The 25,146-nt window shown below is 52.7% G+C and carries 22 protein-coding genes; 17 read left to right on the top strand and 5 right to left on the bottom strand.

The window, feature by feature from the left end:
- Positions 1 to 17 precede the first annotated feature (17 nt).
- Entirely contained in the window at positions 18 to 1,055 is a 1,038-nt protein-coding gene (ygfZ, locus tag ACW8F6_RS02845; protein WP_491574327.1) for a CAF17-like 4Fe-4S cluster assembly/insertion protein YgfZ, read from the bottom strand.
- 136 nt (positions 1,056 to 1,191) lie between these two features.
- On the opposite strand from ygfZ, the gene ACW8F6_RS02840 reads away from it, so the two are divergent.
- Entirely contained in the window at positions 1,192 to 1,440 is a 249-nt protein-coding gene (locus ACW8F6_RS02840; protein ID WP_491574326.1) for an FAD assembly factor SdhE, read from the top strand.
- Entirely contained in the window at positions 1,397 to 1,894 is a 498-nt protein-coding gene (locus tag ACW8F6_RS02835; RefSeq protein WP_491574325.1) for a protein YgfX, read from the top strand. The genes ACW8F6_RS02840 and ACW8F6_RS02835 overlap by 44 nt, the downstream gene beginning before the upstream one ends.
- Before the next feature lie 70 nt (positions 1,895 to 1,964).
- Here the strand turns inward: ACW8F6_RS02835 and nadB are convergent, their stop codons facing one another.
- Positions 1,965 to 3,587 (bottom strand): L-aspartate oxidase, encoded by a 1,623-nt coding sequence (nadB, locus tag ACW8F6_RS02830; RefSeq protein WP_491574324.1) that lies wholly within the window; start codon positions 3,585 to 3,587, stop codon positions 1,965 to 1,967.
- 288 nt (positions 3,588 to 3,875) lie between these two features.
- Here nadB and rpoE point away from each other — a divergent pair, with 288 nt between their 5' ends.
- The 11 genes from rpoE to recO all read left to right on the top strand — a co-directional run bounded on the left by rpoE (position 3,876) and on the right by recO (position 13,852).
- A complete protein-coding gene (gene rpoE / locus ACW8F6_RS02825; protein ID WP_491574323.1) occupies positions 3,876 to 4,478 on the top strand; it encodes an RNA polymerase sigma factor RpoE in 603 nt (200 codons plus the stop codon).
- 200 nt (positions 4,479 to 4,678) lie between these two features.
- Positions 4,679 to 5,392, top strand: a complete 714-nt coding sequence (locus ACW8F6_RS02820) for a sigma-E factor negative regulatory protein (protein ID WP_491574322.1) — start codon at positions 4,679 to 4,681, stop codon at positions 5,390 to 5,392.
- 27 nt (positions 5,393 to 5,419) lie between these two features.
- Positions 5,420 to 6,355, top strand: coding sequence for a MucB/RseB C-terminal domain-containing protein (locus ACW8F6_RS02815; protein WP_491574321.1), 936 nt, complete (start codon positions 5,420 to 5,422; stop codon positions 6,353 to 6,355).
- Positions 6,352 to 6,786 (top strand): SoxR reducing system RseC family protein, encoded by a 435-nt coding sequence (locus tag ACW8F6_RS02810; RefSeq protein ID WP_491574320.1) that lies wholly within the window; start codon positions 6,352 to 6,354, stop codon positions 6,784 to 6,786. Before ACW8F6_RS02815 ends, ACW8F6_RS02810 begins: the two co-directional genes overlap by 4 nt.
- 80 nt (positions 6,787 to 6,866) lie before the next feature.
- On the top strand, positions 6,867 to 8,246 hold the full coding sequence (locus ACW8F6_RS02805; RefSeq protein WP_491574319.1) for a DegQ family serine endoprotease: 1,380 nt from the start codon (positions 6,867 to 6,869) through the stop codon (positions 8,244 to 8,246).
- 178 nt (positions 8,247 to 8,424) lie between these two features.
- Positions 8,425 to 10,224: a translation elongation factor 4 gene (gene lepA / locus ACW8F6_RS02800; protein WP_491574318.1), complete on the top strand. Its 1,800-nt coding sequence runs from the start codon at positions 8,425 to 8,427 to the stop codon at positions 10,222 to 10,224.
- 25 nt (positions 10,225 to 10,249) lie between these two features.
- Positions 10,250 to 11,089: a signal peptidase I gene (gene lepB, locus ACW8F6_RS02795; protein WP_491574317.1), complete on the top strand. Its 840-nt coding sequence runs from the start codon at positions 10,250 to 10,252 to the stop codon at positions 11,087 to 11,089.
- A gap of 29 nt (positions 11,090 to 11,118) precedes the next feature.
- Positions 11,119 to 11,538: a DUF4845 domain-containing protein gene (locus tag ACW8F6_RS02790; protein ID WP_491574316.1), complete on the top strand. Its 420-nt coding sequence runs from the start codon at positions 11,119 to 11,121 to the stop codon at positions 11,536 to 11,538.
- Positions 11,535 to 12,227, top strand: a complete 693-nt coding sequence (gene rnc, locus ACW8F6_RS02785; protein ID WP_491574315.1) for a ribonuclease III — start codon at positions 11,535 to 11,537, stop codon at positions 12,225 to 12,227. Before ACW8F6_RS02790 ends, rnc begins: the two co-directional genes overlap by 4 nt.
- Complete coding sequence (gene era / locus ACW8F6_RS02780; protein WP_491574314.1) at positions 12,228 to 13,139, top strand: GTPase Era; 912 nt, start codon at positions 12,228 to 12,230, stop codon at positions 13,137 to 13,139.
- Positions 13,140 to 13,141: 2 nt separating this feature from the next.
- A complete protein-coding gene (gene recO / locus ACW8F6_RS02775; RefSeq protein ID WP_491574313.1) occupies positions 13,142 to 13,852 on the top strand; it encodes a DNA repair protein RecO in 711 nt (236 codons plus the stop codon).
- A gap of 87 nt (positions 13,853 to 13,939) precedes the next feature.
- Here recO and ACW8F6_RS02770 read toward each other — a convergent pair whose 3' ends face one another.
- On the bottom strand, positions 13,940 to 16,750 hold the full coding sequence (locus ACW8F6_RS02770) for a response regulator (RefSeq protein WP_491574312.1): 2,811 nt from the start codon (positions 16,748 to 16,750) through the stop codon (positions 13,940 to 13,942).
- Between the two features lie 120 nt (positions 16,751 to 16,870).
- On the opposite strand from ACW8F6_RS02770, the gene cysM reads away from it, so the two are divergent.
- Genes cysM through mazG form a run of 4 tightly spaced genes read left to right on the top strand, consistent with a single transcriptional unit; the run spans position 16,871 to position 22,250 of the window.
- Entirely contained in the window at positions 16,871 to 17,779 is a 909-nt protein-coding gene (gene cysM, locus ACW8F6_RS02765) for a cysteine synthase CysM (protein ID WP_491574311.1), read from the top strand.
- Positions 17,779 to 19,128, top strand: coding sequence for a 23S rRNA (uracil(1939)-C(5))-methyltransferase RlmD (rlmD, locus tag ACW8F6_RS02760; protein ID WP_491574310.1), 1,350 nt, complete (start codon positions 17,779 to 17,781; stop codon positions 19,126 to 19,128). The genes cysM and rlmD overlap by 1 nt, the downstream gene beginning before the upstream one ends.
- Positions 19,129 to 19,151: 23 nt before the next feature.
- Positions 19,152 to 21,407 carry a GTP diphosphokinase gene (gene relA / locus ACW8F6_RS02755; protein WP_491574309.1) on the top strand — a complete coding sequence of 752 codons (2,256 nt, stop codon included), beginning with the start codon at positions 19,152 to 19,154 and terminating at the stop codon, positions 21,405 to 21,407.
- Complete coding sequence (mazG, locus tag ACW8F6_RS02750) at positions 21,408 to 22,250, top strand: nucleoside triphosphate pyrophosphohydrolase (RefSeq protein ID WP_491574308.1); 843 nt, start codon at positions 21,408 to 21,410, stop codon at positions 22,248 to 22,250. It abuts the gene before it with no gap.
- Here the strand turns inward: mazG and ACW8F6_RS02745 are convergent.
- Together ACW8F6_RS02745 and ACW8F6_RS02740 are read right to left on the bottom strand one after the other, a co-directional pair.
- Positions 22,228 to 23,079: a hypothetical protein gene (locus ACW8F6_RS02745; protein ID WP_491574307.1), complete on the bottom strand. Its 852-nt coding sequence runs from the start codon at positions 23,077 to 23,079 to the stop codon at positions 22,228 to 22,230. The genes mazG and ACW8F6_RS02745 overlap by 23 nt on opposite strands.
- 20 nt (positions 23,080 to 23,099) lie before the next feature.
- Positions 23,100 to 25,136: an amidohydrolase gene (locus ACW8F6_RS02740; protein WP_491574306.1), complete on the bottom strand. Its 2,037-nt coding sequence runs from the start codon at positions 25,134 to 25,136 to the stop codon at positions 23,100 to 23,102.
- Positions 25,137 to 25,146: the final 10 nt, after the last annotated feature.

Genomic DNA, 25,146 nt, shown 5'->3' with positions numbered 1-25,146 from the left:
AAAATTTATCTTTTCGCTCAGTTGTTTATAGCATAGGGCAGCGCATCTTGATGAAGTTTTTCCGTCGAGCGTTCGCCCACATGGAGCGGTTGTTCGAGGGCTTCAGTCTTTACATCCGCAAGCAGTGCCCATTGGTTGGGCGAGGTGGCTTCAGCGCACAGCACTTCGCCTACTTTTTGACCGCCTGCGCGAATCTCTGTGAAAGGCACTGGCGTCACTTCGGAGGTTAGGGCAAATAAGTAGCTGTGGCTTTTTAGGGTGGCCTTGTAATGCATGCGTGCGACAACCTCTTGGCCCGTGTAGCAGCCCTTGCGGAAATTGATGGCATCGATGCACTGGTGGTTTAATTGGTGTGGCGTATAGCGCTCACGGGACTCTCCATCGACCCAGGCAATACCCTGGCGAATTTGAAGGGTGCGCCAGGCCCGGGCGCCAGCGGGCGTGCATTGGGATTGCAGTTCATGCCAAAGTACCTGCGCTTGGGCCACTGGCAGATTCAGCAACACTGCGCCATCGACACCTTCGTAGACCAAAAGATCCGCATTGGGTGCGCTACTTGTCTTTGCCACCAAACCTGGGCTATCCGGTAAATTTATAGCCAGGTTTGCCAGTTGCTGTCTGGCTGAAGGGCCGGTGAGCAACAAGCTGGTGACCTGGTCGCACCGGGTCAATGTGGCCTCGGAGAAAACCAAGTATTTATTGAGATGCGCCGTCAAGTGCGCTGCATTGTTTGCCGGTACCAAAAGTCGCAAGTGCTCGGGTGTATCTGGCAGGACAATGAAGCTGCCAATAATGCGGCCTTTGGGGTTGCAGGTATCGGTAAAAAAGCCCTTGCTTTGCCCCGCTAGCCGAGCATCCTGGGTAATTTGGCCCTGCAGGAATTTTTGTGCGTCTGGGCCGCTCAGTAGCAGGGTTGTGAACAGACTCCCGTCGATCAACAGATCATCTGTGGGGTCCGCATAGGGCCATTGTTCGAAGTATTCGAAGTGGCCGCTATTACCCAAGACGCCGCCCTGGTCGATCGCAAAGGCTTGCCAGTCTTTAATCATATTCATCGTGTACCGTTGTTGTTTGCGCGGGTGAAATGCCCCACGTGGGTCGCTATAATGCCAAGCGCTTGCACTTTCGCAAGCGCCAATTGATATCGGCACGCCAAGCCGATCGGTTGTGGTGTGTAGTTGGAGGCTTTAGGTGGATAGAAACCGTTTGTTTTGGGGCAGTCGCCGCGGCATGCTGGAGTTGGATTTGGTGTTGCTGCCATTTTTAGAGAACGTCTACCCCAGCCTGGAGCAGGACGATAAAGAGCGCTACTGGAAACTGCTGGAATCGGAAGATCAGGATATGTTTGGCTGGTTTTTAAAGCGCCAGGACCCGGAAGATAAGGAGCTGCAAAGGATTGTCGGCATTATCCGCGCAAACACCGGTCTGCAGTCCGAGTAGTCCGCTGCAGTTAAGCTTGGCAGCGGGGCCCTTGGAGGGCCGCTATAAATGCCTGCTATTGCTGCTGGTAGCCTTACCGGCAGCCTACCTCTGCTACTTTGCCAGTTTTCGCATTCCGCAAGCGCCCTGTCTGCGCCTTTCGATGCTCCTGTTGCTCGTAGGACTGTTGCTGTTGTTGCTGGCTGCATTGATCGCCGTTTGCCGGCAGCCTTTCAACGGCGCGAGGCAAGGGCAGTATTTGCGTTTAAACGATAAAGGCTGGTGGCTGGGTACCGGCGATCAGTGGCTGCCAGTGGTGATGACTGGAGAGCAGCTGATTTGTCCGTGGCTTATCAAGCTGCGGCTGCGCGGCGTTTTACACCCCGCGCGCTTCAGTCTTTGGCTGTGGGCAGATGGCGCTAACCGCGACGCCCACCGGCGACTGCGGGTGCTGCTTTATCAAAATTGCCACTAGTGGCGTCGGCAACCAGTGCGCACTGACGGAGCCATTGCCAGTGCAGGCGAGGTTGCGGGTTTCAGGTTGGTTAACCGTGGCTGTCGCCAACGAAAATATCCTGAGCGGCAAAATTCGTGGGTACCAAAATCGTGTCTCTGGCCACATTCGCCGTTTCCGGGTGATCCAGTGAGTAGTGCAGGCCTCGACTTTCTTTGCGCTCCATAGCCGATCGAATGATCAACTCGGCCACTAGTGCCAAATTGCGCAATTCGATGAGATCGCCGCGCACCTTGTAATTGCTGTAGTACTCGCCAATTTCCTTTTGCAGCAATTTAATGCGGTGGGTGGCTCGCTCTAAGCGCTTGCGGGTACGCACAATGCCCACATAGTCCCACATAAATCGCCGCAGCTCGTCCCAGTTGTGGGAGATCACAACGTCTTCATCCGAATCGGTCACTCGCGATTCGTCCCAGGGCGCAGAGGGTTGTCCAAGGGGGATAGAGTCCAGCTTGCTGGCAATGTCCATCGCGGCGGAGCGCGCATACACGATGCATTCCAGCAGAGAGTTGGACGCCATTCGATTGGCGCCGTGCAGACCGGTAAATGAGGTTTCACCTATGGCGTAGAGGTTGAGCAGGTCCGTTTGGCCCTGGGCGTTGACCACTACACCGCCGCAGGTGTAATGGGCTGCAGGCACCACAGGAATAGGCTCGCGAGTAATATCGATACCAAAATCCAGGCAGCGTGCTTTGACTGTCGGAAAGTGCTCGGCGATGAATTGCGCAGGTTTATGGCTGATATCGAGGTAAAGGCAGTCGGCACCCAGACGTTTCATTTCGTGGTCAATGGCGCGGGCCACAATATCGCGCGGTGCCAATTCTTCGCGGGTGTCAAAGCGGTGCATAAAACGCTGCCCGTTGGGCAGCTTTAGGTGCGCCCCTTCGCCGCGCAGGGCCTCGGTTATCAAAAATGACTTGGCCTTGGGGTGGAACAGGCAGGTGGGGTGAAACTGGTTAAACTCCATGTTGGCCACCCGACAGCCCGCGCGCCAGGCCATGGCGATGCCGTCGCCGGAGGCGCCATCGGGATTGGAGGTATACAGGTATACCTTGCTGGCACCGCCGGTGGCCAATACTACGGATTTGGCCTGGAAAACGTGTACGTGATCATCGCCGTGGTTGTAGACGTAGGCGCCTGTGCAGCGCAGCTTGCGGGACTTTGGGTCGGGCTGGGTAATTAAATCCAGCGCGATGTACTTTTCCAACAAAGTGATATTTGCGTGGGTCTGTACGCGAGCGATCAGGCTGCTAAGAACGGCCCGGCCGGTGGCATCGGCTGAATGAATGATTCGACGATGGCTGTGGCCGCCTTCCTGCGTCAGATGAAAACTGTCGGCTTGGCGGTCTTTGGTGAAATCCACGCCTTGTTGAATCAGCCAGTCGATGGCAGCCTTGCTGCGCTCCACAGTAAAACGCACACTTTCTTCGTGGCACAAGCCGCCGCCAGCGGCGAGTGTGTCGGCAACATGTGCGTCAATGCTGTCTTGATCATCCAGCACGGCAGCAATACCACCCTGGGCAAACCAGGTGGAGCCCTCGTGCAACTGGCCTTTACTCAATACGGCGACTTTTGCGTTATCAGCCAGGTGTAATGCCAGGGAGAGACCGGCAGCGCCGCTGCCAATGACCAGTACGTCAAATTGATGTTGCATGGGGTTCGAGTAATCTCAACAGACCTAAGAGGGGCGATTATAGCGAATGGTGCGCCATAGCCGGTAGCAACTCCGGCTTGTTTCGAGGGGAATTATTGGTCAAAATCCGCCACTAAACAGAGACTTGCTGCTGTAATTAGACGTAAAATCTGCGTTTTGCGCAAGCCGCAAACACGCAGTCTCTGCCCGCGACGCCAGCTTGAGCGCAGAGGTGAGCGCTTAGAGATGGGGCAGATTGCGCACGGCGCCGCTGTAGCCAGCGGCAGATTTTAGGCTAGGGAGTAAATTATGGCGCAAGCGCCAGACAATGATCAGATGCTCGTGGCACGGGTGCAAAAGGGCGATAAGCGCGCCTTCGACCTGTTAGTCCTGAAGTATCAACACAAGGTGGCAGCCATCGTCTCCCGCTATATTCGCGACAGCTTTGAGGTCAACGATGTGGTGCAAGAGGCCTTTATTAAAGCCTATCGGGCGCTGCCAGGCTTTCGGGGTGAAAGTGCATTCTATACATGGCTATTTCGTATCGCGGTTAATACCGCCAAAAATCACTTGGTATCGCGCTCGCGGCGACCACCTGCACAGGGCGTGGATGCCGAAGAGGCAGAGTATCTGGCTGCTGAATACATGGAAGATGTAGATACCCCAGAAGGTATCCATTTTCGCGATGAGTTGGATGCCATTGTGTCCAAAACTGTGGCAGCCCTGCCTGAGGATTTGCGGTCAGCGGTGACCTTGCGGGAAATAGACGGCAAGAGCTACGAGGAAATAGCGGAAATCATGCAGTGCCCGGTAGGGACGGTTCGCTCGCGCATTTTCAGGGCGAGGGAAGTGCTCGACGCGAAGATCAGGGCCTATATGGAGCCCGAGCTGCGTCGTACGACGCCGGCCTGAGTCGGGTTTAGAGGAACTTAACTTTTTTTAACAAATTTACCCATAGGCGGGAACTTGAGTCTCAACTAGAGGTCTTAACCCCGTAACGAACGCATTAGGCCGTCCTTTCGTCCTAAATTGCACCAGATTAGAGCTGGCAAGTTGGTATCCGCCTCTCGTTCAACGGCGATAACGCACGCATTGTAAGGTGAGCTTAAAAGATGGTTCAAAACTCAGACAGCAAACTTCAGGAAGGCCTCTCTGCACTCATGGATAATGAGGCCAGTGAACTGGAGTTGCACCGGTTATTGAAAGCCGTTGAAACAGAAGGTACTTTGCGCGAAAGTTGGAAAAACTACCATTTAGCGGCCTCGGCCATTCGCGGGGATACCCCGGGCCTGGTGCCAGTGGATTTGTCGGCTCAAATCAGTGCTGCCATAGCCGATGAGCCCGTTCATCGGGCCGCTCAACCCTCGGGCCTGGTTGGCCTGTGGCGTGCAGCGGGGCGCTTGGCGGTAGCCGCCAGTGTGGCGGGGGCGGTTGTGATTGGTGCCCAACACTACCTGCAAACCAATGATGCGATGCTGGCCACTGCGCCTAGTGCTCTGCCCGAGACCGTAGGTGGTGCCGCAGGTGTTGTGCCCGATGGCTTTTCCGCGCCGGCGTTGAATACGCGCGCTGTCAATATTAGCGATGGCCCCGTCTTGAGTCAGCAGCCCGAGCGCACAGGCGTTATTTATCAGCCCTCTGTACAAGAGCAGCAAATCCAGAACAAGGTGATTGAAGAGCATTTGAATCAATTGATGTTGCAGCATGCCGAAAATGCTTCGCAAAACAGTGCGCAGGGCCTGCTGCCCTATGCGCGCATTGCGCCCGAGTCGGCGCCATTAGAGGCAAAGCGTGATGTACAATCAGAGCAAGACCAGCAGCGCTGATAAATTACGCCCTCAGTAGGCCTTTGTATGATCAAACGCGTGACCTTATACCGCCTGGGTTTTTCCCGGGCGTTTCTGTTTTTACTGGCCCTGTTGGCCCAGCCCGTCGCAGCCAATGAACCGGGTGCACGGGAGTTGCTGGCAAAGCAGTCTGTGGCCATGTCAAACCTCGATTATCGAGGCATTCTCACTTACGAACACGGCGCACACCTGGCAACCATGGAGATTACTCACCGGGTAATCGATGGGCTAGAGCACGAGCGACTGGTGCACCTGAACGGCAATCACCGGGTTGTGGTGCGCGACCAGGATAAAGCCCAGTGCCCCCACCAAGGGGAGCGTTTATTGCGAGGAATTGATGCCGATCTCGACGGTACTGATATCGATGCGCTGTACCACATTTCAGTGGTGGGTGAGGAGCGTATCGCCGGCAGATTGGCATCCATGGTGCAGGTCATGCCGCGCGATCAGCACCGCTATGGTTACGTCATTGGCATAGATAAGGCCTCGTATTTGGCGTTAAAAGTGATTTTTATTGGGCCTGGTGCGCGGGTGATGGAGCGATTCCAGTTTGCTGACTTGCAATTGCTTGATCCGCAACCCAGCGGCGACGCCGAGGTACAAAGGGCAATCGACTGCCAGCCTGCAGTTCAGCATCAGGCTCGCTGGGAGGCACATTGGCTGCCACCGGGCTTTAAATTGGCGGGTAGCCGCGCTGTGTCTGACGAACGAGAAATGTTGATGTACACCGATGGTCTGGCGGCGTTTTCTGTGTTTATCGATCGGGTAGATGCACCGGCCATGCTCGAGGGGCGCGCCCAGCGCGGCGCGACGGTGGCCTACATGGGCCGCGCAGAGGGTGGCAGTGAGAATTTTCGGGTAACGGTTGTGGGTGAGGTGCCTTCGCCAAGCCTGGAGCGTGTGGCGTTAAGCCTGCGTCAATCGACGGAGGATAGCCAGTGAACCCAGTGCGCGAGCAAGGGCGTATTGTCGCCATAGAAGCCGATAAAATCTGGGTGGAATCGATTAATCGATCGGCCTGCGCACAATGTGCGGCTAAGTCTGTGTGCGGGCAATCCGCCCTGGCGCGCTGGGCTGAAACGGCCAATTTACTGGCCATTCACGAGGTTAAGCCCCATTTGGCCGTGGGCCAAACGGTGCATTTTCAGGTGAGTGGCAACGCGCTTGTGCGTGCGGCGCTCACACTTTATTTGCTGCCGTTGGTTTTACTGTTGTTAGGTGCGGGGCTGGCCTTTAGCGTTTGGTCGCACGATGGGGTCGCTTTGGCGGGTGCCGTTGCGGGTTTATACATTGGTATGAAACTTGCGCCTTGGCTGGCGGTCAAAGGCGGCGGAAGAGATGCTTTGGGGCTGGCCTTAGTCGCGCCCGATTAAAGCGCTGGCGCAGCCTCATCCTTTCGCGTTGTATATTCGCTCTGGCGAGCGAGTATGAATTCAGTAAAAGTGAGGAACACATGCAATTTAAACATTGGCTGTTTGTGAGTGTTTTAGCCGTTTGTAGTGTTAGTGCCAGTGCGCGCGGCCTGCCGGAATTTACCGATTTGATCGAAGAGAATTCGCCGGCGGTGGTCAAAATAAACACAATTGAGCACGCAAAGCGCGCCAGTCAGCGTCAGGCGCTGCCTCAGGATATTCCCGATATTTTCCGCCATCTTTTCGAGCAGCGCGATCCGCGCCAGCGCGAGCAGCGCTCCATGGGCTCGGGCTTCATCATATCGGAAGATGGCTACGTGCTGACTAATAACCATGTGATTGACGGTGCCGATGAAATTTCCGTGCGGTTAATCGATCAGCGCGAGTACGAGGCGCAGGTAGTGGGTACCGATCCCCGCTCAGATTTGGCGCTTCTTAAGGTAGAAGCTAAAGACCTGCCCACACTGCGCTTCGCGGATTCCGACGACTTGAAAGTGGGCGAGTGGGTCCTGGCTATTGGTTCGCCCTTTGGGCTGGATTTCACAGCCAGCGCCGGCATTGTAAGCGCCATTGGTCGCAGCATTCCCACCGAGCGCAATGAAAACTATGTGCCGTTTATTCAAACGGATGTTGCCATCAATCCGGGCAATTCGGGCGGCCCATTGTTCAACATGAAAGGGCAGGTTGTGGGCATCAACAGTCAAATCTATACCCGCAGCGGAGGGTCTATCGGTTTGTCTTTCGCGATTCCAAGTAATGTGGCGCGCGACGTCATTGCCCAGCTGAAAAGTAAAGGTCGGGTGGATCGCGGTTGGTTGGGGGTTGCCATACAGGAAGTGGATCGCGACCTGGCAAAATCCTTTGGTTTGAGCAAGCCCATGGGGGCGCTGATCCAGCAGATTGAGCCCGGCAGCCCGGCCGATGTTTCAGGATTGGCTGTGGGCGACGTGATCATCACATTTGACGGTAAAAATGTCAGTAAAAGTGCAGACTTGCCGCACATCGTGGGTGGCATAGCGCCGGGAACCAAGGTGCCTGTCGTGGTCATGCGGGCCGGCAAGAAAGAAACACTGAACGTAAAAGTAGGCCGCTTGAATACGGATGGCGAGGCGGAATTAGGCGCGGCACCGGGTGTCGCCGGCGATCGCCTGGGTCTGGTCGTTGAGCCCTTGGAGCAGCGGCAAAAGCAGGCGTGGCGCCTCAACGGCGGGGTGCTAGTTGCCCAGGTGGCCGAGGACTCGCCTGCAGCCAAGGCTGGCATTCGTCCAGGCGATGTGATCGCGCAGCTCGGCTTTAACGATGTGACGGATATCGAGACCTACGAAAAGCTTCAGAAAAGCCTGCCGGCCGGTAAACCGCTGCCCATTCGCTTTTATCGCGAGGGGCGACCGGCTTATCGCTCCTTTGTTATCGAGAAGTAGGCTACATAGCCTAATATCGCCAAATGCGGTAGACTTGCCGCGCCGCGAGGGCCCTGAGGGGCTCTCGCTATTTGGGGCTTTACGGCAGGCCTGCCGGTTGTTGGGTGCACGCGTTCAACAAGAAGGAGTGGCTGTCAAATTGCCCGTTTATTCACGATTTCAGTAGTTGAAGCGCCCAGTGTCTGACTTAAGCCATATTCGTAATTTTTCTATTATTGCCCATATCGACCATGGTAAATCTACCATTGCCGATCGCTTCATCCAGATTTGCGGCGGTTTAACCGATCGCGAAATGGCGGCCCAGGTGCTCGATTCGATGGATATTGAGCGCGAACGCGGCATTACCATCAAGGCGCAAAGCGTGACCTTGCACTACAAGGCGCGGGACAATAAAACCTACCAGCTAAATTTTATCGATACCCCCGGGCACGTGGACTTTTCTTATGAAGTGTCGCGATCTTTGGCGGCCTGTGAGGGTGCTCTGCTGGTGGTGGATGCCGGTCAGGGTGTAGAGGCCCAGTCGGTGGCCAACTGCTATACGGCGATTGAGCAAGGGCTGGAAGTTATACCCGTGCTCAACAAAATGGATCTGCCTCAGGCGGAACCGGAGCGAGTGGCCGAGGAAATAGAAAACATTATTGGCATTGATGCCACCGAGGCAGTGCGATGCAGTGCAAAATCCGGTATGGGTATCGAAGACGTGCTGGAGGAGCTGGTCAGACTGGTGCCGCCGCCCGTTGGTGACATTGACGCTCCTCTGCAGGCTTTGATTATCGACTCCTGGTTCGATAACTATTTGGGCGTCGTGTCTTTAGTGCGCGTTAAGCAGGGCACACTCAAAGCAAAAGATAAGATCATCACTAAATCGATTGGCAAAGCCCATGTTGTCGATAAAGTGGGTGTATTTACGCCTAAGCTTACGGAAACCGGTGCGCTAAAGGCTGGTGAAGTGGGCTTTTTTGTGGCGGGAATTAAAGAAATTCTGGGTGCTCCCGTAGGCGATACCATTACCCATGCCAACTCGGCTGACACGCCCTCGCTGCCTGGTTTTAAAAAGGTAAAACCACAGGTCTATGCCGGTTTGTTCCCGGTGACGTCCGATGATTTTGAAGCGTTTCGCGAGGCGCTGGCCAAGCTTACACTTAACGATGCCTCTTTATTCTATGAGCCCGAAAGTTCAGATGCGCTGGGCTTTGGTTTCCGTTGTGGCTTTCTTGGCATGCTGCACATGGAAATTATTCAAGAGCGGCTGGAGCGCGAATACGATCTGGATTTGATTACTACGGCACCCACCGTAATTTACGAGGTGTTGAAAACCGATAAGGAAGTGATCTATGTAGACAACCCCTCCAAGCTGCCAGATCCCGGTCTTATCGACGAAATGCGCGAGCCCATTGTCGAGGCCAATATTCTTGTTCCGCAGGAGTATTTAGGTGCAGTCATTACACTGTGTGTGGAAAAGCGCGGCATCCAAAAAGATATTCAGTACACCGGCTCTCAGGTTCAGGTTCGTTACGAACTGCCCATGAACGAAGTGGTATTGGACTTCTTTGACCGTCTGAAATCAGTTAGCCGCGGATTTGCGTCGCTCGACTATGCATTCCAACGTTTTGAGCCCGCGAGGCTGGTTCGTCTCGACATATTGATTAACGGCGAGAAAGTCGATGCCTTAGCCTTGATTGTGCATCGAGACAATGCTGCCTATAAAGGTCGCGCCATCGCTGAAAAGATGAAAGAGCTGATTCCCCGCCAAATGTTTGATGTAGCCATTCAGGCTGCCATTGGCGGTCAGGTTGTTGCGCGCACAACGGTAAAAGCCTTGCGCAAGGATGTGACCGCCAAGTGTTATGGCGGTGATGTTAGCCGAAAGCGCAAGTTGCTGGAAAAGCAGAAGGCCGGTAAAAAGCGCATGAAGCAAGTGGGGCGCGTTGAAATCCCGCAAGAAGCATTTTTAGCTGTCTTAAAAGTCGACAGTTAAGTTCTAACAATAAAAGGATTCTACATTGGATATTAATTTTCCTCTGATACTGGTCGTACTTGTTTTCGTGTCGGGGCTGATTTGGCTGTTTGACAGCTTATTTTTGGCCAAGGAGCGTCGACAGCGTATTGCGGAAGCAGAGGCGGGCTTGGCAAAGACCTCATTAAAGGAAACCGATGAAGGCTACCAGTTAGCCATGGCAACTGCGAGTAAGGAGCCAGTGGCGGTTGAGTATGCAAAGTCTTTTTTTCCCGTGTTGGCCTTTGTGTTGGTGTTGCGCTCATTTTTAGTGGAGCCTTTTCAAATTCCTTCAGCATCGATGGTGCCCACGCTGCAAATCGGGGATTTTATATTGGTCAATAAATACACCTATGGCATCAGGTTGCCGGTAACCAATACCAAAGTATTTGATATTAATGATCCGGAGCGCGGCGATGTGATGGTGTTTTTTCCACCGCATAAACCGGACACCTACTACATTAAGCGGGTAGTAGGTATGCCTGGTGATGAGGTAGTCATTGCCGATGGAGCGCTTTATATCAACGGAGAAAAGGCGCCTCAAAAGCTGCTGGCCAGCTTGCCAGCCAGTAATCCGAAATACCAAGTGATGGACGAGCGCCTAGGCAATGTGGATCACCAAATTCACCGCAATATTAAGCCGGGTCTTTTGAGTCGGTCAGGCCGTTGGAAGGTGCCCGCTGACCACTATTTCATGATGGGCGACAATCGTGACAACAGCTCAGATAGTCGCGAGTGGGGGCCGGTGTCGGAGGAGGCAATTGTCGGTAAGGCCTTTGCTATTTGGATGCACTGGGAACAATTGTTGAGTGTGCCCAGTTTTTCACGTGTGGGTGGCATACAATAGATTGACGGGATCTAACTCAGGAGCACGCTATGCATAAACAACAACAGGGCATGAGCTCATTTAATCTGATTTTGGTGTTGGCTGTTGCCGGATTTTTTCTGATGTGTGCCTTCAAGCTGGTGCCTGTTTATTCAGAAAATCAGTATGTGGTTAGCGCGCTGAAATCATTGCGTGACAAGGATAAGCCTGTAGCGCAGATGTCTCCAGGTGAAATTCGCAAGCACATTCAAAGTTTTTATATGATAAATGGTGTGCGTTCTGCCGGCGCCTCTAATATTGAAATTGAGCGAGAGCGCAGTCGTAATATCATTACTATTAATTATGAAGTGCGTGTACCGCTGATCTACAACATCTCGGTTGTGGTGGATTTTAAGAACTACATGGATAGCACGAAGCCCGAAGAGTGCTGTAAGCCGCCAGTTGATTATCGCCCTAAGCCCGCCTCGTGAAGTCGACAACTTACGCCACGCTAGAACAAAAGTTGGGATTTCAGTTCTCTGATTCTCAGCTGCTCAAGCTCGCCTTAACTCATCGTAGTTTAGGTGCGAGTAATAACGAACGGCTCGAATTTTTAGGTGACAGCGTCCTTAATTTTGTGGTGGCAGAACAGCTGTACTTAAAGTTTCCACAAGCGCGAGAAGGGCAATTAAGCCGTCTGCGTGCAAGCTTGGTCAAGGGAGACACCCTGGCTGCCATTGCACAGGAGTTATCGCTAGGTGAATTTTTACTGCTGGGCGATGGGGAGCGCAAGAGCGGCGGTCATGCCCGGGCATCTATTTTGGCAGACGCCGTGGAGGCCATACTCGGCGCCGTCTACCAGGAAACCGGTTTGGCAGAGGTAAAAGCTGTAATCCTGCGGTTATTGGGTTCCAGGCTGAGCGCACTGCGTCTAGAGGATAACCAAAAAGACAGTAAGAGCGAATTGCAAGAATTAACGCAGGCACGACAGTTACCGCTACCCGATTATCAATTGGTGTCGGTAGAGGGGGAGGGACACGCTCAACAATTCACCGTGCGCTGTGTGGTTGTAGGTTTGTCGAAGTCCCCAGAGGCAACAGATTCAAGCCGTAAAAAAGCAGAGAAAAAGGCGGCCAGAATGGCTTTGAGCCAACTGGTATCGCGCAATGAGGTTTCATAAGTGACTGAAAGTGTTCCGCCTGATGTTCAGAAGTGTGGATTTATCGCACTTGTAGGCCGCCCCAATGTTGGCAAATCGACGTTGCTTAACCATATGCTGGGACAAAAAATCAGCATAACCTCCCGCAAGCCGCAAACCACTCGCAACAACGTGACCGGGATAAAAACCGATGGTCAATGCCAGTTAGTATTCGTGGATACGCCTGGCTTGCACCTTCATCACACCAGTGCAATGAATCGCTATATGAATAAAGCAGCCGGCACAGCCATTAAGGATGTGGATGTGGTGGTGTTTTTGGTCGACCGGACCCAGTGGACGGATGAAGATGAATCGGTGGCGCGCCGATTGGAGTCTATTAAAGTACCATTGATTATTGCGGTAAATAAGTGTGACCAACTAGACAACAAAGAAGTCTTATTGCCACATTTACAGCGGCTGTCGGAACGCTTGCAGTGTCAGGAAATAGTCCCCATTTCCGCCCTTAAGGGAATGGGTTTGGACCGTCTGGAAGCGCTTTTGGCAAAGCTGGTGCCCGAGGGTGACCATATGTATCCAGAGGATCAAATTACCGATAGAAGCTCTCGCTTTTTGGCGGCAGAAATTGTAAGAGAAAAGATTACCCGCCAATTAGGTGCGGAACTTCCCTATCAGATGGCAGTGGAAGTCGAAGAGTTTGAACAAGATGGTGGCATCTTACATATTGGCGCCGTTATTTTAGTAGAGCGCGACGGACAAAAGCGCATTCTTATCGGCGATAAGGGCGACCGTATAAAAAAAATAGGCCAGCAAGCGCGCCTGGACATTGAAGCCTTGTTTGATATTAAAGTGATGCTTAAATTGTGGGTTAAGGTTAAGTCCGGCTGGTCCGATGACGAGCGCGCACTCAAAAGCCTGGGCTATGACGATTTCTAAGCATGAGTACTGTTCTGGAGTTGGAGCAGGGATTCATACTTCATAGCCGGGCTTACGGTGACACAAGTCTGATAGTAGACTGCTTAACGCGTCGCTGCGGGCGGCAGTCCGTCTACGCTCGGGGCGCAAAATCTAAAAAGAAGTCGTCTGTGCGAGCGCTAATTAACCCCTTCCTACCCGTTGTTGTGTCAGCAAAAGGCCGCGGTGGTTTAAAAACCTTAACAGGACTAGAGTCGGCCGGTACGGCTTACCGGTTGCAGGGGCGAGCACTATATTGCGGATTTTATTTGAACGAGCTGCTGGTGCGCCTGCTGCCCGAAGACGATGCTCAGCCAGAACTTTTCGACTTCTATGCCGATATTTTGCTGGCGCTGGCTGGCCATCAAACTGAATGGGGCGACGCACCATTAGAGGTGAGGTTGCGCTCTTTTGAGTGGATGCTGGTTAACAAGGCTGGCGCTGGCTTTTCGCTTCGAACCACGCACGCCGGTGAGCCGCTGCAGGCGAACATGGGCTACGGCGTACGCTTTCAGCAAGGGTTAGAATTATCAATGCAGGCTGAAGGCACCACAAGCGGCGCGGCGCTGCTGGCCTTTGCTGATGGGCGATTGGCTAACGACATCCACAGGCAGGAAATCAAGTTGTTTATGCGAAGGGTGCTCAAGCCGCTCTTGGGTGCTAAGCCTTTGGTTAGCCGCTCGCTGTTTAGCTAATGTTTCAGTTTTAAAGCCGTAGTAGCTTAGAGCCGTAGTTGCTTAGATTGCTGTTGCGTAGTTTGGTCGCTGCACCTTAGGTGAGCGCTAAGGTACCAGCATACCTTCGTCAAACAATACGTCGACATCGTGCGAATCAGACCACTCCAATAGCGCATCAATCTCAGTAATTAATTTCTCGTAGAGCGGTACCAGCGCCTCCGTTTCGTTGGCCTGTAATCGCTTGTCGAGTTGGTGCGCTGCGTTGCGTAGCCGTCCCACCCCGCAGTAGCAGCAACCCCCATGCAGACGATGTACCCGCGCTTCCAGGGCTTTATAATCCTGTGTTGAATAGCTTTTTTGTATGCTCAGTTTGTCGTCAGCCAAGCCGTCGAGTAGCATGCTAAGCATATCTCTGGCGAGATTGGGCTTGTTGTTGGCAAGTTTTAGCGATTCGGTTAGATCCACTACGCGCTGGGGTTCTTGGCTTGGCGCCGGGCGAGGTTCTGGCGCGATTTCTTCTGCGGGTTGCTGAACATTTGGGAGCCAGTTTGCGTGTAGTTTTCGGGCTTTTAGCCAGCGATTAATTACGTGTGCCAACTGGGCTTCGCTCACCGGTTTGCTCAAATAGTCGTCCATTCCCGCCAGTAACAGTTGCGACTTTTGCTCCGACATAGCGTGCGCGGTGAGTGCGACGATGGGCGTGCGCCGCTTTCCGACTTCGCGACTGCGAATGACCTTGGTGGCTTCGATACCGTCCATAATGGGCATTTGCAAATCCATAAAAACCATGTCGAAAATCTGCCGGTCGGCAATTTCGATTGCCTGCTTGCCGTCCGATGCCAAGGTGACATCCATCCCGAGGCCGCTAAGCAATTCGCCAACGAGCTGTAAGTTGGCTGGGTTATCGTCCACTGCCAGTATGCTGGGTTTGTGCTCGTAGGGTGTGGTTCGGCTCGCTGTTCGCGTTTCTTCTTTTTCAGGCGATAGATCTTCTCGCAACAAGTTGAGCAGTCTTTGTTGTACTATGGGCTTTTCTAAAAAGTGTGCTGCATTGCTTTGAATGCTGCGCTCAATGGCGCGCCGGGTTGTTGGCGTGGCGAGTAAAAACGTTTTACAGGCGAAATGGTTCTTCAGTTGCTCTATAAGCTCACTCAGTAGATTTATATCGAGTAAGCGCTCTTGCTGCGGTTCTAAATCATAAAAAATGGCCTCGATTGGCATGTTCACCTGGGCCTGTTGCTTCACCAGTGACAATAGGTCTTGAGTGTTTTTAACTACTATGACTTTGCCGCTTTCTGAGCCAACAATTTCCTTCACTTGCAGGCATAGCTGCTCATTCGCGGCTAACATGGCAAAGTGGCAATTGGCGAGTAAGTGTTGCGGGTCTTGCTCGTAGGATTCCTGCTCTATGCCAAACTGTGCGGTAAACCAGAAGAGCGCACCGCCATTGGCGCCATTTTTCACGCCTATCTCTCCGTGCATCCGCTTGATCAACCCCTTGGATACAGCAAGCCCTAGGCCAGAGCCGCCGTGCTTGCGGCTATTGCTGCTATCGGCCTGACTAAAGGCTTGGAAAAGCTTGCTGCGATCTTTTTCGCTGACGCCAACACCCGAGTCTTCAACGGTGATGCCCACTTCCACTTGGGTTTCTTCAAGCTGTTTGAGTTCGGTGCGAATAATGACGTTGCCGCCGTGTGAGAACTTAATGGCATTGCTCACCAGATTGGTCAATACCTGCTTTAGTCGTAGGGGATCTCCCAGCAGGTGGGTAGGCAGATGGGTGTCCATCAGCAGAATGAGTTGGATATTTTTTTCATGTGCCGCCGGCGCCATAATTTGCATGGCACCTTCTATCACTTGCCGCAGGACCATAGGTACATAATCCAATTGCAGGCGGCCGGATTCGATCTTGGAAAAGTCCAGTACGTCGTTAATGATGGTCAGCAATCCTTGAGAGGAATGCTGAATGGTGCGCATGTATTCTTTTTGTTGTTCGTTGAGCGGTGTTTTGAGCAGTAAGCTGGTAAAGCCGATAATGCCGTTCAAAGGAGTGCGAATTTCATGGGAGGTATTCGCCAGAAAATCGGATTTAACACGACTGGCCTCAACGGCCTCTTTACGTGCTAAATCCAGCTCAATGTTTTGAATCTCAATGGTTTCTAGAGTTTCGCGTAGGTCCTCGATGGATTGATCCATGTTTTTCTGGATATCGTCGCGGCTTTCTTTCAAACTTTGTGCCAGTTTGTTGTAAGCGTGCGCCAGTTCGTCCAGCTCTGCAAGGGGGCTTGCGTCCAGCCGGTTGGCGAACATGCCTTTTTGCAGTTGATGTAGACCGTCTTTAAAGTCTTCTAATGCTTTGCCGATACGTTGGCCGTAGCTGAATGACAGTGCACCACTGATGGCTGCTGTCGCAAGCCCAATAATGATGGCAATTAGTAAGGTTTTGTACTCGAGCAGCGTGTAGTCGTCGTTGGATATTTCAACCACTAGCCAGCCGAAGGGTGCAAAGGAGTCGTGGTCGGCGTGAATAGGCACCACATAGAGAGTGCTGTCAGGCAGATTTTGATGACTGGCATCCAGGCTAAAGCGCGATGGCTCCATGTGAGCCGTCATGGAAAAGCTGTTGCCAGCGTGTATCAGTGGGTTGCGATTTAAATCGTAAACGCGGATCGCCTGGATATTACCATCGCTCACGGAAGTCTGTACCACCGATTGCAGCAGCAAGCGATTGTGCATGGACTGATAGGTTAATTGGGCCAATAGTCTGCTGACGTGATAGCCGCGATCGACGGACAGCTTGCCCAGTTGATGCACGTACAGACCTGTTAGCACAAGTGTCAGCAACAGGGTTAAAACGGCAACGGGAAGCAGGGCAATTCGCAGGGAACGAAGCTTGACTGTATGGGTTATATTCACGTCTCGACCATCCAATTTGGCAGCTGTTTAACCATACCATAATCGGCGGTAGAATAGCGCCCTCAAGCCGATTGCGGTGCGCACCGCAGAACGCATACTCATTTAGAAAAGGTCTGTTATATGTCTTATTCCGGCGGTCATCTAGGGCTTCCAACCATGGAAGCACTGGTGGGCGGTACGCCTCTGGTGCGGCTGCAGCGGCTTCCCGGCGACACCAGTAATTTAGTGCTGTTAAAGCTGGAAGGTAATAACCCGGCCGGCTCCGTGAAAGATCGGCCGGCGCTATCGATGATTAACCACGCGCAAGCGCGGGGCGATATCAAGCCTGGCGATAGGTTGATAGAGGCCACTAGCGGCAATACCGGCATCGCGCTGGCCATGGCGGCGGCCATCAAGGGTTATAAAATGACCTTGATCATGCCCGATAACGCTACGGCGGAACGCAAAGCAGCGATGACCGCCTACGGTGCAGAGTTGATTCTGGTCTCCAAAGCCGAGGGCATGGAAGGTGCCCGTGATTTGGCCCAGCGCATGGCTGCTGAGGGCAAAGGCAAAGTACTTGACCAATTTGCCAATCAGGACAATCCCAATGCCCATTTTTTAACCACAGGGCCTGAAATCTGGCAGCAAACGCAAGGGAAAATCACCCACTTTGTCAGCTCAATGGGCACGACGGGCACTATTATGGGCGTCTCCAAGTACTTGAAAACGCAAAATCCCCAGGTGCAAATCGTTGGATTACAACCGGAAGACGGCGCTAGTATTCCTGGTATTCGGCGCTGGCCAGAGGCCTATTTACCCAAAATCTTTGACGCCAGCCGGGTAGATACTGTAGTCAATATGTCGCAGGCGCTGGCCGAAGAGACCATGCGCGCTTTGGCGCGTGAAGAGGGAATCTTTTGTGGCGTTTCCTCGGGGGGCGCGGTGGCCGCCGCACTGGCGCTTAACCGCGAGCTAAGCGAGGCCGTAATTGTCGCGATTATCTGTGATAGGGGGGATCGCTATCTGTCCTCAGGTGTGTTCGATTAATGCAAAAACACCGGAAATCAAAGCGGCAGATCTCCAGCGCTCGGGGCGCGCGGCCCGCAGTGCTACCGGCGCCTGCAGAGCTTACCATTGAGCGCTTGGCGCACGATGGCCGAGGCATCGGCTATACCGACGGTCGCATCACTTTTGTGGAGCAAGCGTTGCCCGGTGAAGTGCACCGGGTGCGTTATGTGGCTGCAAAGTCGAAATATTTAGAAGCGCAGAGCGAAGCCTGTCTGGCGGCGCCCTCGCCAACCCGAGTAGCGCCTGTTTGTGGTCATTATACCCAGTGTGGTGGTTGTCAATTGCAGCATATGGACGACGCAGCGCAACTCGCCTTTAAACAGCAGATGGTACAAGATCAGTGTCGCCGTGCAGGTTTGGTGGTGCCGGCGTTCGAGCCAGCAATCAGTGCGCAGTCGCAGCGTTATCGCGCTCGCTGTCGCCTGTCGATCAATCACAAGGGGCAGGCCTTTGCGGGCTTTCGGCAAAAAGGTCGCAGTCAGTTGGTCAAGATCCTGTCGTGCCCCGTGTTAACGACAGAGTTAGCGGCACTGCTTGAACCCATTCAGGCAGTGCTTGCCGAATTGCCACCAGCCAGCTTAGGGCACATCGAGCTAATTTCGGAAACCTCGGGCGTTTATCTACTGCTCAGGCACGTTAAATCCCTAGATGTACAGGCGCGACAAAAGCTGGTCGAGCTGGAACAGACCACGGGTGCGCGCCTGTTATTGCAGCCAGAGGCTTCGGCAGATTACCAAGATTTACAGGGGCTGCCAGTGGCGCCTCGGCTTGCTTATGAATTGGCCGAACTTGAGGCTCCAGTTCATTTTAAACCGCATCATTTCACGCAAGTTAATCCGGCCATCAATCAGTTGATGGTGTCCCAGGCGATGACGTGGCTTGCGCCCCAAGAATCGCAAGTTTGGTTAGACCTTTTCTGCGGGGTGGGTAACTTTAGCTTGCCATTAGCCAACCGGGTACACAGGGTGATTGGTGTCGAAGCCAGTACCGAGATGGTCGAGCAGGCTAGTCAAAACGCGCACGTGTTGCAGCGTCAAAATTGTGAATTTTTGGTTGGGGATTTAGAGCAAAGCAGCATCTATCGCAAGTTTCCTAAGTCTGTTCACGGCGTTTTACTTGACCCGCCCAGAGCTGGCGCTAAAGGTGTGATCGAGCATTTAGTGGGCTTGAAACCCGCGCAAATTTTATACGTATCCTGTGACCCGGCAACCTTTGCCCGCGACGCCAAGCTTTTGGTAGAGGGCGGTTACCGCATTAAAAAAATCGGCGTGCTGGACATGTTTCCACAAACAATGCACGTTGAAACCATGGCGCTATTTGAGCTTTAGCGCCGGAAAACAGTAGGAACCTCATGGTTAAAGTCAGAGAAGATCAACCCGTTGGTGCCGATGGTCAGATTGATATAGAGGCCTGGTTATCTCGCCTGGAAAGCAAAGTTCATTTAACGGGTGAGGCCTACTCACGCATTAAATTAGCGTGTCTGGCTGCGGTGGCGGCAGAGCAGGATGCCATTGCCAATGAAAACCTCTGGGTGACCGGAATAAGCAGTTCCAAGACCGGCTTGGAAATGGCCGACATCCTGGCGGATCTAAATCTGGATGTAGACACATTAATTGCCGCAATCCTGTACCGCGCGGTGCGCGAGGGCAAGCTCAATATTGCTCGCGTAGGGAAGGACTTTGGCGCCAACATTGCCAAATTGATAGACGGCGTGCTGCGCATGGCGGCCATCAGCGGTTTGCGATTGACCGAAGAAAATTCAGCCCTAGGGCGCCAATCGGAAGAGCACGCGGAGAATGTGCGCAAAATGCTGGTTGCCATGGTGGACGACGTCAGGGTCGCACTCATCAAATTGGCCGAGCGCACCTGCGCCATTCGCGCATTAAAAAGTGCCACTGCCGAGCGGCGCCAGCGGGTGGCCCGTGAAATCGCCAATGTGTATGCACCACTGGCGCATCGATTGGGCATTGGCCATATTAAATGGGAGCTGGAAGACCTGGCTTTTCGGTACCTGGAGCCCGACGACTACAAAACCATTGCGCGTCTATTGGACGAAAAGCGATTGGGCCGGCAGCAGTACATCGACAATGTTATCGGCATGTTGCGCAATGAATTACAGGACGCCTCCATTGAAGGAGATATCTCTGGGCGCGCCAAGCACATTTACAGTATTTGGCGCAAAATGCGGCGCAAGAACATCGGGTTTTCCCAGGTGTACGACATCCGGGCCGTGCGCATACTGGTGCCAACGGTGCGTGATTGCTACGCGGTATTGGGGATTGTGCACAGTCTCTGGCGCAATATCCCCAACGAATTTGACGATTACATTGCCTCGCCGAAGGAAAACGGTTATCGCTCGCTGCACACGGCTGTTATCGGCCCCGAGCGAAAGGTACTCGAAGTACAAATTCGCACCCACGCCATGCATGAAGATGCCGAATTTGGTGTGTGCGCCCATTGGCGCTATAAAGGTACCGATAAAGAAGAGCAACAAACCGGCTACGATCAAAAGATCGCTTGGTTGCGGCAGGTGCTGGAATGGCATGAAGAGTTGGGCGGCAAAGGTGGTGAAGATAACCCCTTGGCGGACGATTTAAATCTCGGCTTAAATCAAGATCGGATTTACGTATTCACACCAGAAGGGCACGTGCTGGATTTACCAAGCGGCTCTACCCCGCTGGATTTTGCCTACCGCATACACACAGACGTAGGAAATAAATGTTGTGGCGCCAAAGTGAACGGACGCATAGTGCCGCTCAACCATGCACTAAATACCTCCGATCAAGTTGAAATTCTCACCGGCAAGCGCGAATCGCCAAGCCGTGACTGGCTGAGCCCCGCTTTGGGTTATGTCACCACATCGCGCGCCAGAGCCAAAATTCAACAATGGTTTAAATTGCAGGCCCGAGAGAAAAACCTGGCCGATGGGCGGGCGCTACTCGATAAAGAGTTCAAGCGGCTAGCGGTTCAAGATATTGACTTTGAACAATTGGCGAAGAGCTTGCACTGCAAAGGCTTGGAAGACCTATATACCGCTGTGGGCGCAAGTGACATCAGTGTGACGCAGGTGCTCAATGCGGCGCAACGCCTACTTGAATCAGAATCGCCAGACGATCAGCGTGTGCCACACATTAAAGCCGCTCGCGCGGACGGCGATGCTGCCGATATCTATATTGATGGTGTTGGTAATCTTTTAACTCATCTAGCAAAATGTTGCTCGCCGGTTCCGGGCGATGCGATTACTGGTTATATCACTCTGGGCAAGGGGGTTTCGATTCACCGACAGGACTGTAGCAATATTTTACAGCTGGAGGCCGATGAGCCCGAGCGCATTATTCAGGTGTCGTGGGGCGAAGCACCGCAAAAGTATTATGCTGTAGAAGTGCTTATAGAGGCCTTCGATCGTCATGGCCTCTTGCGCGACGTCACCGCTTTACTCGATAGCGAGAAAATCAATGTCATTGCCATGCAAACCTTGTCCGATAAAAATCTAAATACGGTTGATATGCAAGTGACTATTGAAGTGAAAAACTTTAATGCTTTGAGCCGTGCACTCAATCGGCTAAATCAACTGCCCAATGTGGCAGCCGCAAGAAGGAAGCGATAAGTGAGTAGCGGAACAAACGATCCTCAATACACTGTGGATGACTTGCTGTATTTGATGCAGCGGCTTCGAGAGCCGGGCACTGGCTGTCCCTGGGATCTTCAGCAGACCTTTGCCACCATTGTACCCAGTACACTCGAAGAGGCCTATGAAGTGGCAGATGCTATTGAGCGCGGCGATTTTGATCACTTGGGTGAAGAGCTTGGCGATCTGTTATTTCAAGTCGTGTTTTATGCCCAGTTGGGGCGGGAGCAGGGTTATTTTGACTTTAATGGATTGGTATCTCAACTAACTCGAAAGCTCATTAGTCGCCATCCGCATGTGTTTCCCGATGGCCATCTACGTGCTTTAACAAGCGCTCAAGCAGGCGAGGATCTGGATGTCAAGGCGCAGTGGGAATCCTTAAAGGCAAAGGAGCGCAAAGAAAAGGGGCACAAGGGCGTTTTTGCCGATGTTCCGACCAACCTTCCATCCGTATCTCGCGCACAAAAACTGCAAAAGCGCGCGGCTAATGTTGGCTTCGATTTTGAAACCCCCCAAGCTGCAATGGAAAAAGTACGTGAGGAATTGCACGAAGTAGAACAAGAGCTGAGGCGTTTAAAAGGCGCCAATACCACTGACGCATTGGGGCAGGAACTTGGGGATCTGCTTTTTGCCGTAATCAATGTCTGCCGGTTAAGTCAGTTTGATGCGGAAAGTCTGTTGCGGGCTACCAATCGAAAGTTTGAACACCGTTTTGGCAATATGGAGCGGCGACTACAGGCGGGCGGCAGCTCCGTTGAGGCGGCAACGCTACCGCAGATGGAGGCCGCCTGGCAGGCGGTTAAGGCGCAGGACGAGATCTAGCCTGCTCCAGCTCTTTTTGCCATTCAAACAGGTTCATCTCGATAAATACAAAGGCAACCAGCCAGAGAAAAGCATCCCAAAAGTCGAGGAAATCGCCATCTATGCCCCAGTAGATGGCGCATATTAATAGCGTAGAGTAGAGCGCAAGTTTGGCGCACTGGGTCAGCTTCCCCAGCAAAGGTGCTGCATTTTGGCGGGTTTGTAAAAACACTTCCACCTCGAGGATAACAACGATCAGCAACCAAGTGGATGCATTAATGACATCTACCATTGCCAGATTTTTAATAATTCCGTAATCAACTGTCGAGCCGATAATTTGGGTGCCCCGTAACTGTACTAGGTTACTTTGATTAAGCCGCTGGCAAGACTCCTGCGTCACAGGTAGGTATTCATTTAACGTTGATATCGTCGTGAAGTCCGTGCCGATCAATGCGCAGGTGTCGCGAATCACAACGGCGTCCACAGCAAAAATGCTAATGTATCGAGACAGGTAACCATACAGCGAGTAAATGATAAAAATGTAGCTGATACTCCTCACCAGTAGCAGCCAGAGTTTAACCCGCGTTGTGAGCCAACGATCATTAATGACATAGGTTTCCAGCTCAAAGAGTAGCAGCAGTAACACCCATGCTGCAGTATCAATGGTGTCTGAGTAGGCCTCAATAAGGCTTGCCAAAGGCACGCCACTGGTAAACGTGTGCGCTGCTGCTGCTGAGTTTTCATTGAAGAAAAGTATAAGATTAATGAGCAGCAGGCTGTAAATAGCGTATTTAAAAACCTGGTATATCAGGTAAGGGCTAGGTAGACGTAGGCTCGCTGTCACTGTCATTGCTTTCCGGTTGGTCGCTATTATTGTTGATACACGATTTTTCCATCAAAAACCGTCATAACCACCTGAGTGCTGCTGATGGCTTCGGAGTCTTCCAATTCTGCGTCTTGAAAAATATTGCGATCGATCATGATGATGTCGGCCTTTTTGCCCACTTCAAGTGACCCTGTCAGCCAATCCTGCTGTAGCGCTTTGGCACCATTTACTGTATAGGCATCAAGCACTTCAGTTATCGTGAGCCGCTCGCTGGCATTGTAGGTGTGCTGTTCGGCAGCGCGTGTGACTGCGGCCGCGATATTAACAAAGGGGCGTGGGTCACGGGAATCTACCGGCGCATCGCTGCCGGCAACAAGTGTTGCGCCATGCCGCTGAGCACTCTTTGCGGGGTAGTGTGTCATGGCATAGAGTGACGGTTGGTAGAGTGCCGTTATGTCTGTAACTCTGTCGATAAATGGCGTAACTGTTACATCGTATAAATAATCAGGAACTGCCCAGGCAAAGGTAAAGGCTAAAAAGACTGGGTTATTCGATAAGGTCGGGCGATCTTGCGGTGCTATTTGTTGTGCGTGGCTAATGGTTTGCGGCAAGCTATGCTGCAGAGAATGCCGGGTTTCGGCGAATGTAGACAGTGCCAAGCCTACCGCTCTGTCGCCTATGGCGTGCGCGTGAACCGCAAAACCCGCCGCTTCCAGTTGGTAAATATACTGTTTTATAAACGCTTTTTCGTGCTCAAAACGGCCGTTGCTTTCGATGCATTGCTCGGGATAGTGACCCCATTGGTTTAAAAAATCCTGTCGCTCGGCTATTGGGTGACGATCCTGCGAGCGCAAGCCGTCGCAGTGGGGTGCCTGTGTGTCGACGTACCCTTTTAACAGGAGCTCGCCGTCGCGCAGATTAAATTGGGGTTGTAAATAGGGTCGATACACTGCTGCATTGGGCAGAGCAGGTGGTTCGCTGTAGGGGTTGCCCTCAATGACGCCGTCGACAAAAATCTTGGCGGCATCCGCTTTTAGCAGTTCAGTATTTTTTTGTCTGTCTCGCAATAGACTAAAGGCGTCTACAACGGCGGGGATATCGATGACTTGATGAGCGTTTTGTATTACCCATCGGTCATCGCTTTCTCTATTTTCCTTTGCCTTCGAAAAGCGTTTGAAGTCTGTGAAAAGCGCCGCAGTCATGCGAAAGCTTTGCTGGCCAGATTGAGCGAACTTTTCATACACGCTAAAGGTTTCGATATCGGAGGCGGCATCTTGAATAGAGGTTATGCCGCTTCGATTCAAAAGCTCATTGACGCGGGGCATTTTTTCAGCCAGCTCGGACAGGTTACCGTCGCCGGTAAGTGCATTGCCCTCCAATGCTAAAAGGTAGCGGGCAGCTTCCGACAGGTTACCATCTGGCTCACCCTGGGAATCTAAGCCAATGTATTGTTGATAGGCGGCGAAATCGGTTGCTACTGTCTGCCGGGTAAGTCCAACCGTTCTACCGCTGGCATTTTTTGCAGTGGCCAGGGCCATGCTGTTGGCTGCCCCATGGTGGCCATCGTTACCGCGCAAGAAAATTGGGTGTTGAGTACTGGCGGCATCCAGAGCGGCGCGCAGCGTGGGCAGGTCATCGCTAGGTGTATTACCTTTTGTAAAATTCCATTGATCCACCGTCAACCACTGACCTGCAGGCAATGATGCATCGGCTATACATTGTTTTAATACGCGACTTAGACTCTCCAGTGTATGGGGTTCACTTTCTAAGTCGCATTGACTGCTGCTAACTAACCCAAAAGGGTGTATGTGCACATCGTGCAAACCGGGAAGTACAACTTTTCCCGCCGCGTCGACTAGGTTTGTGCGAGGGCCCCGGTAGCGCGCCGCGCCCTCATTGTCCCCCACATAGATTATGCGATCGCCTGAGATAGCCACCGCCTCTGCAAAAGGTGCTGTAGCGTTTGCCGTATAGATATTCCCGTGGCTGATAATGAGTGTGGCTTCGGGGGTATGCTCAGTGCAGGCCACCATGAAGATTGCACACGCTAAAAGCAGGTGTTTGCCAGTGATTAATCTCATGGTGGCGCCT

The sequence above is a fragment of the Simiduia sp. genome (assembly GCF_058345725.1).
Note: the sequence above shows the minus strand (reverse complement) of the source record. Positions and strands in the feature narration are given on the sequence as shown.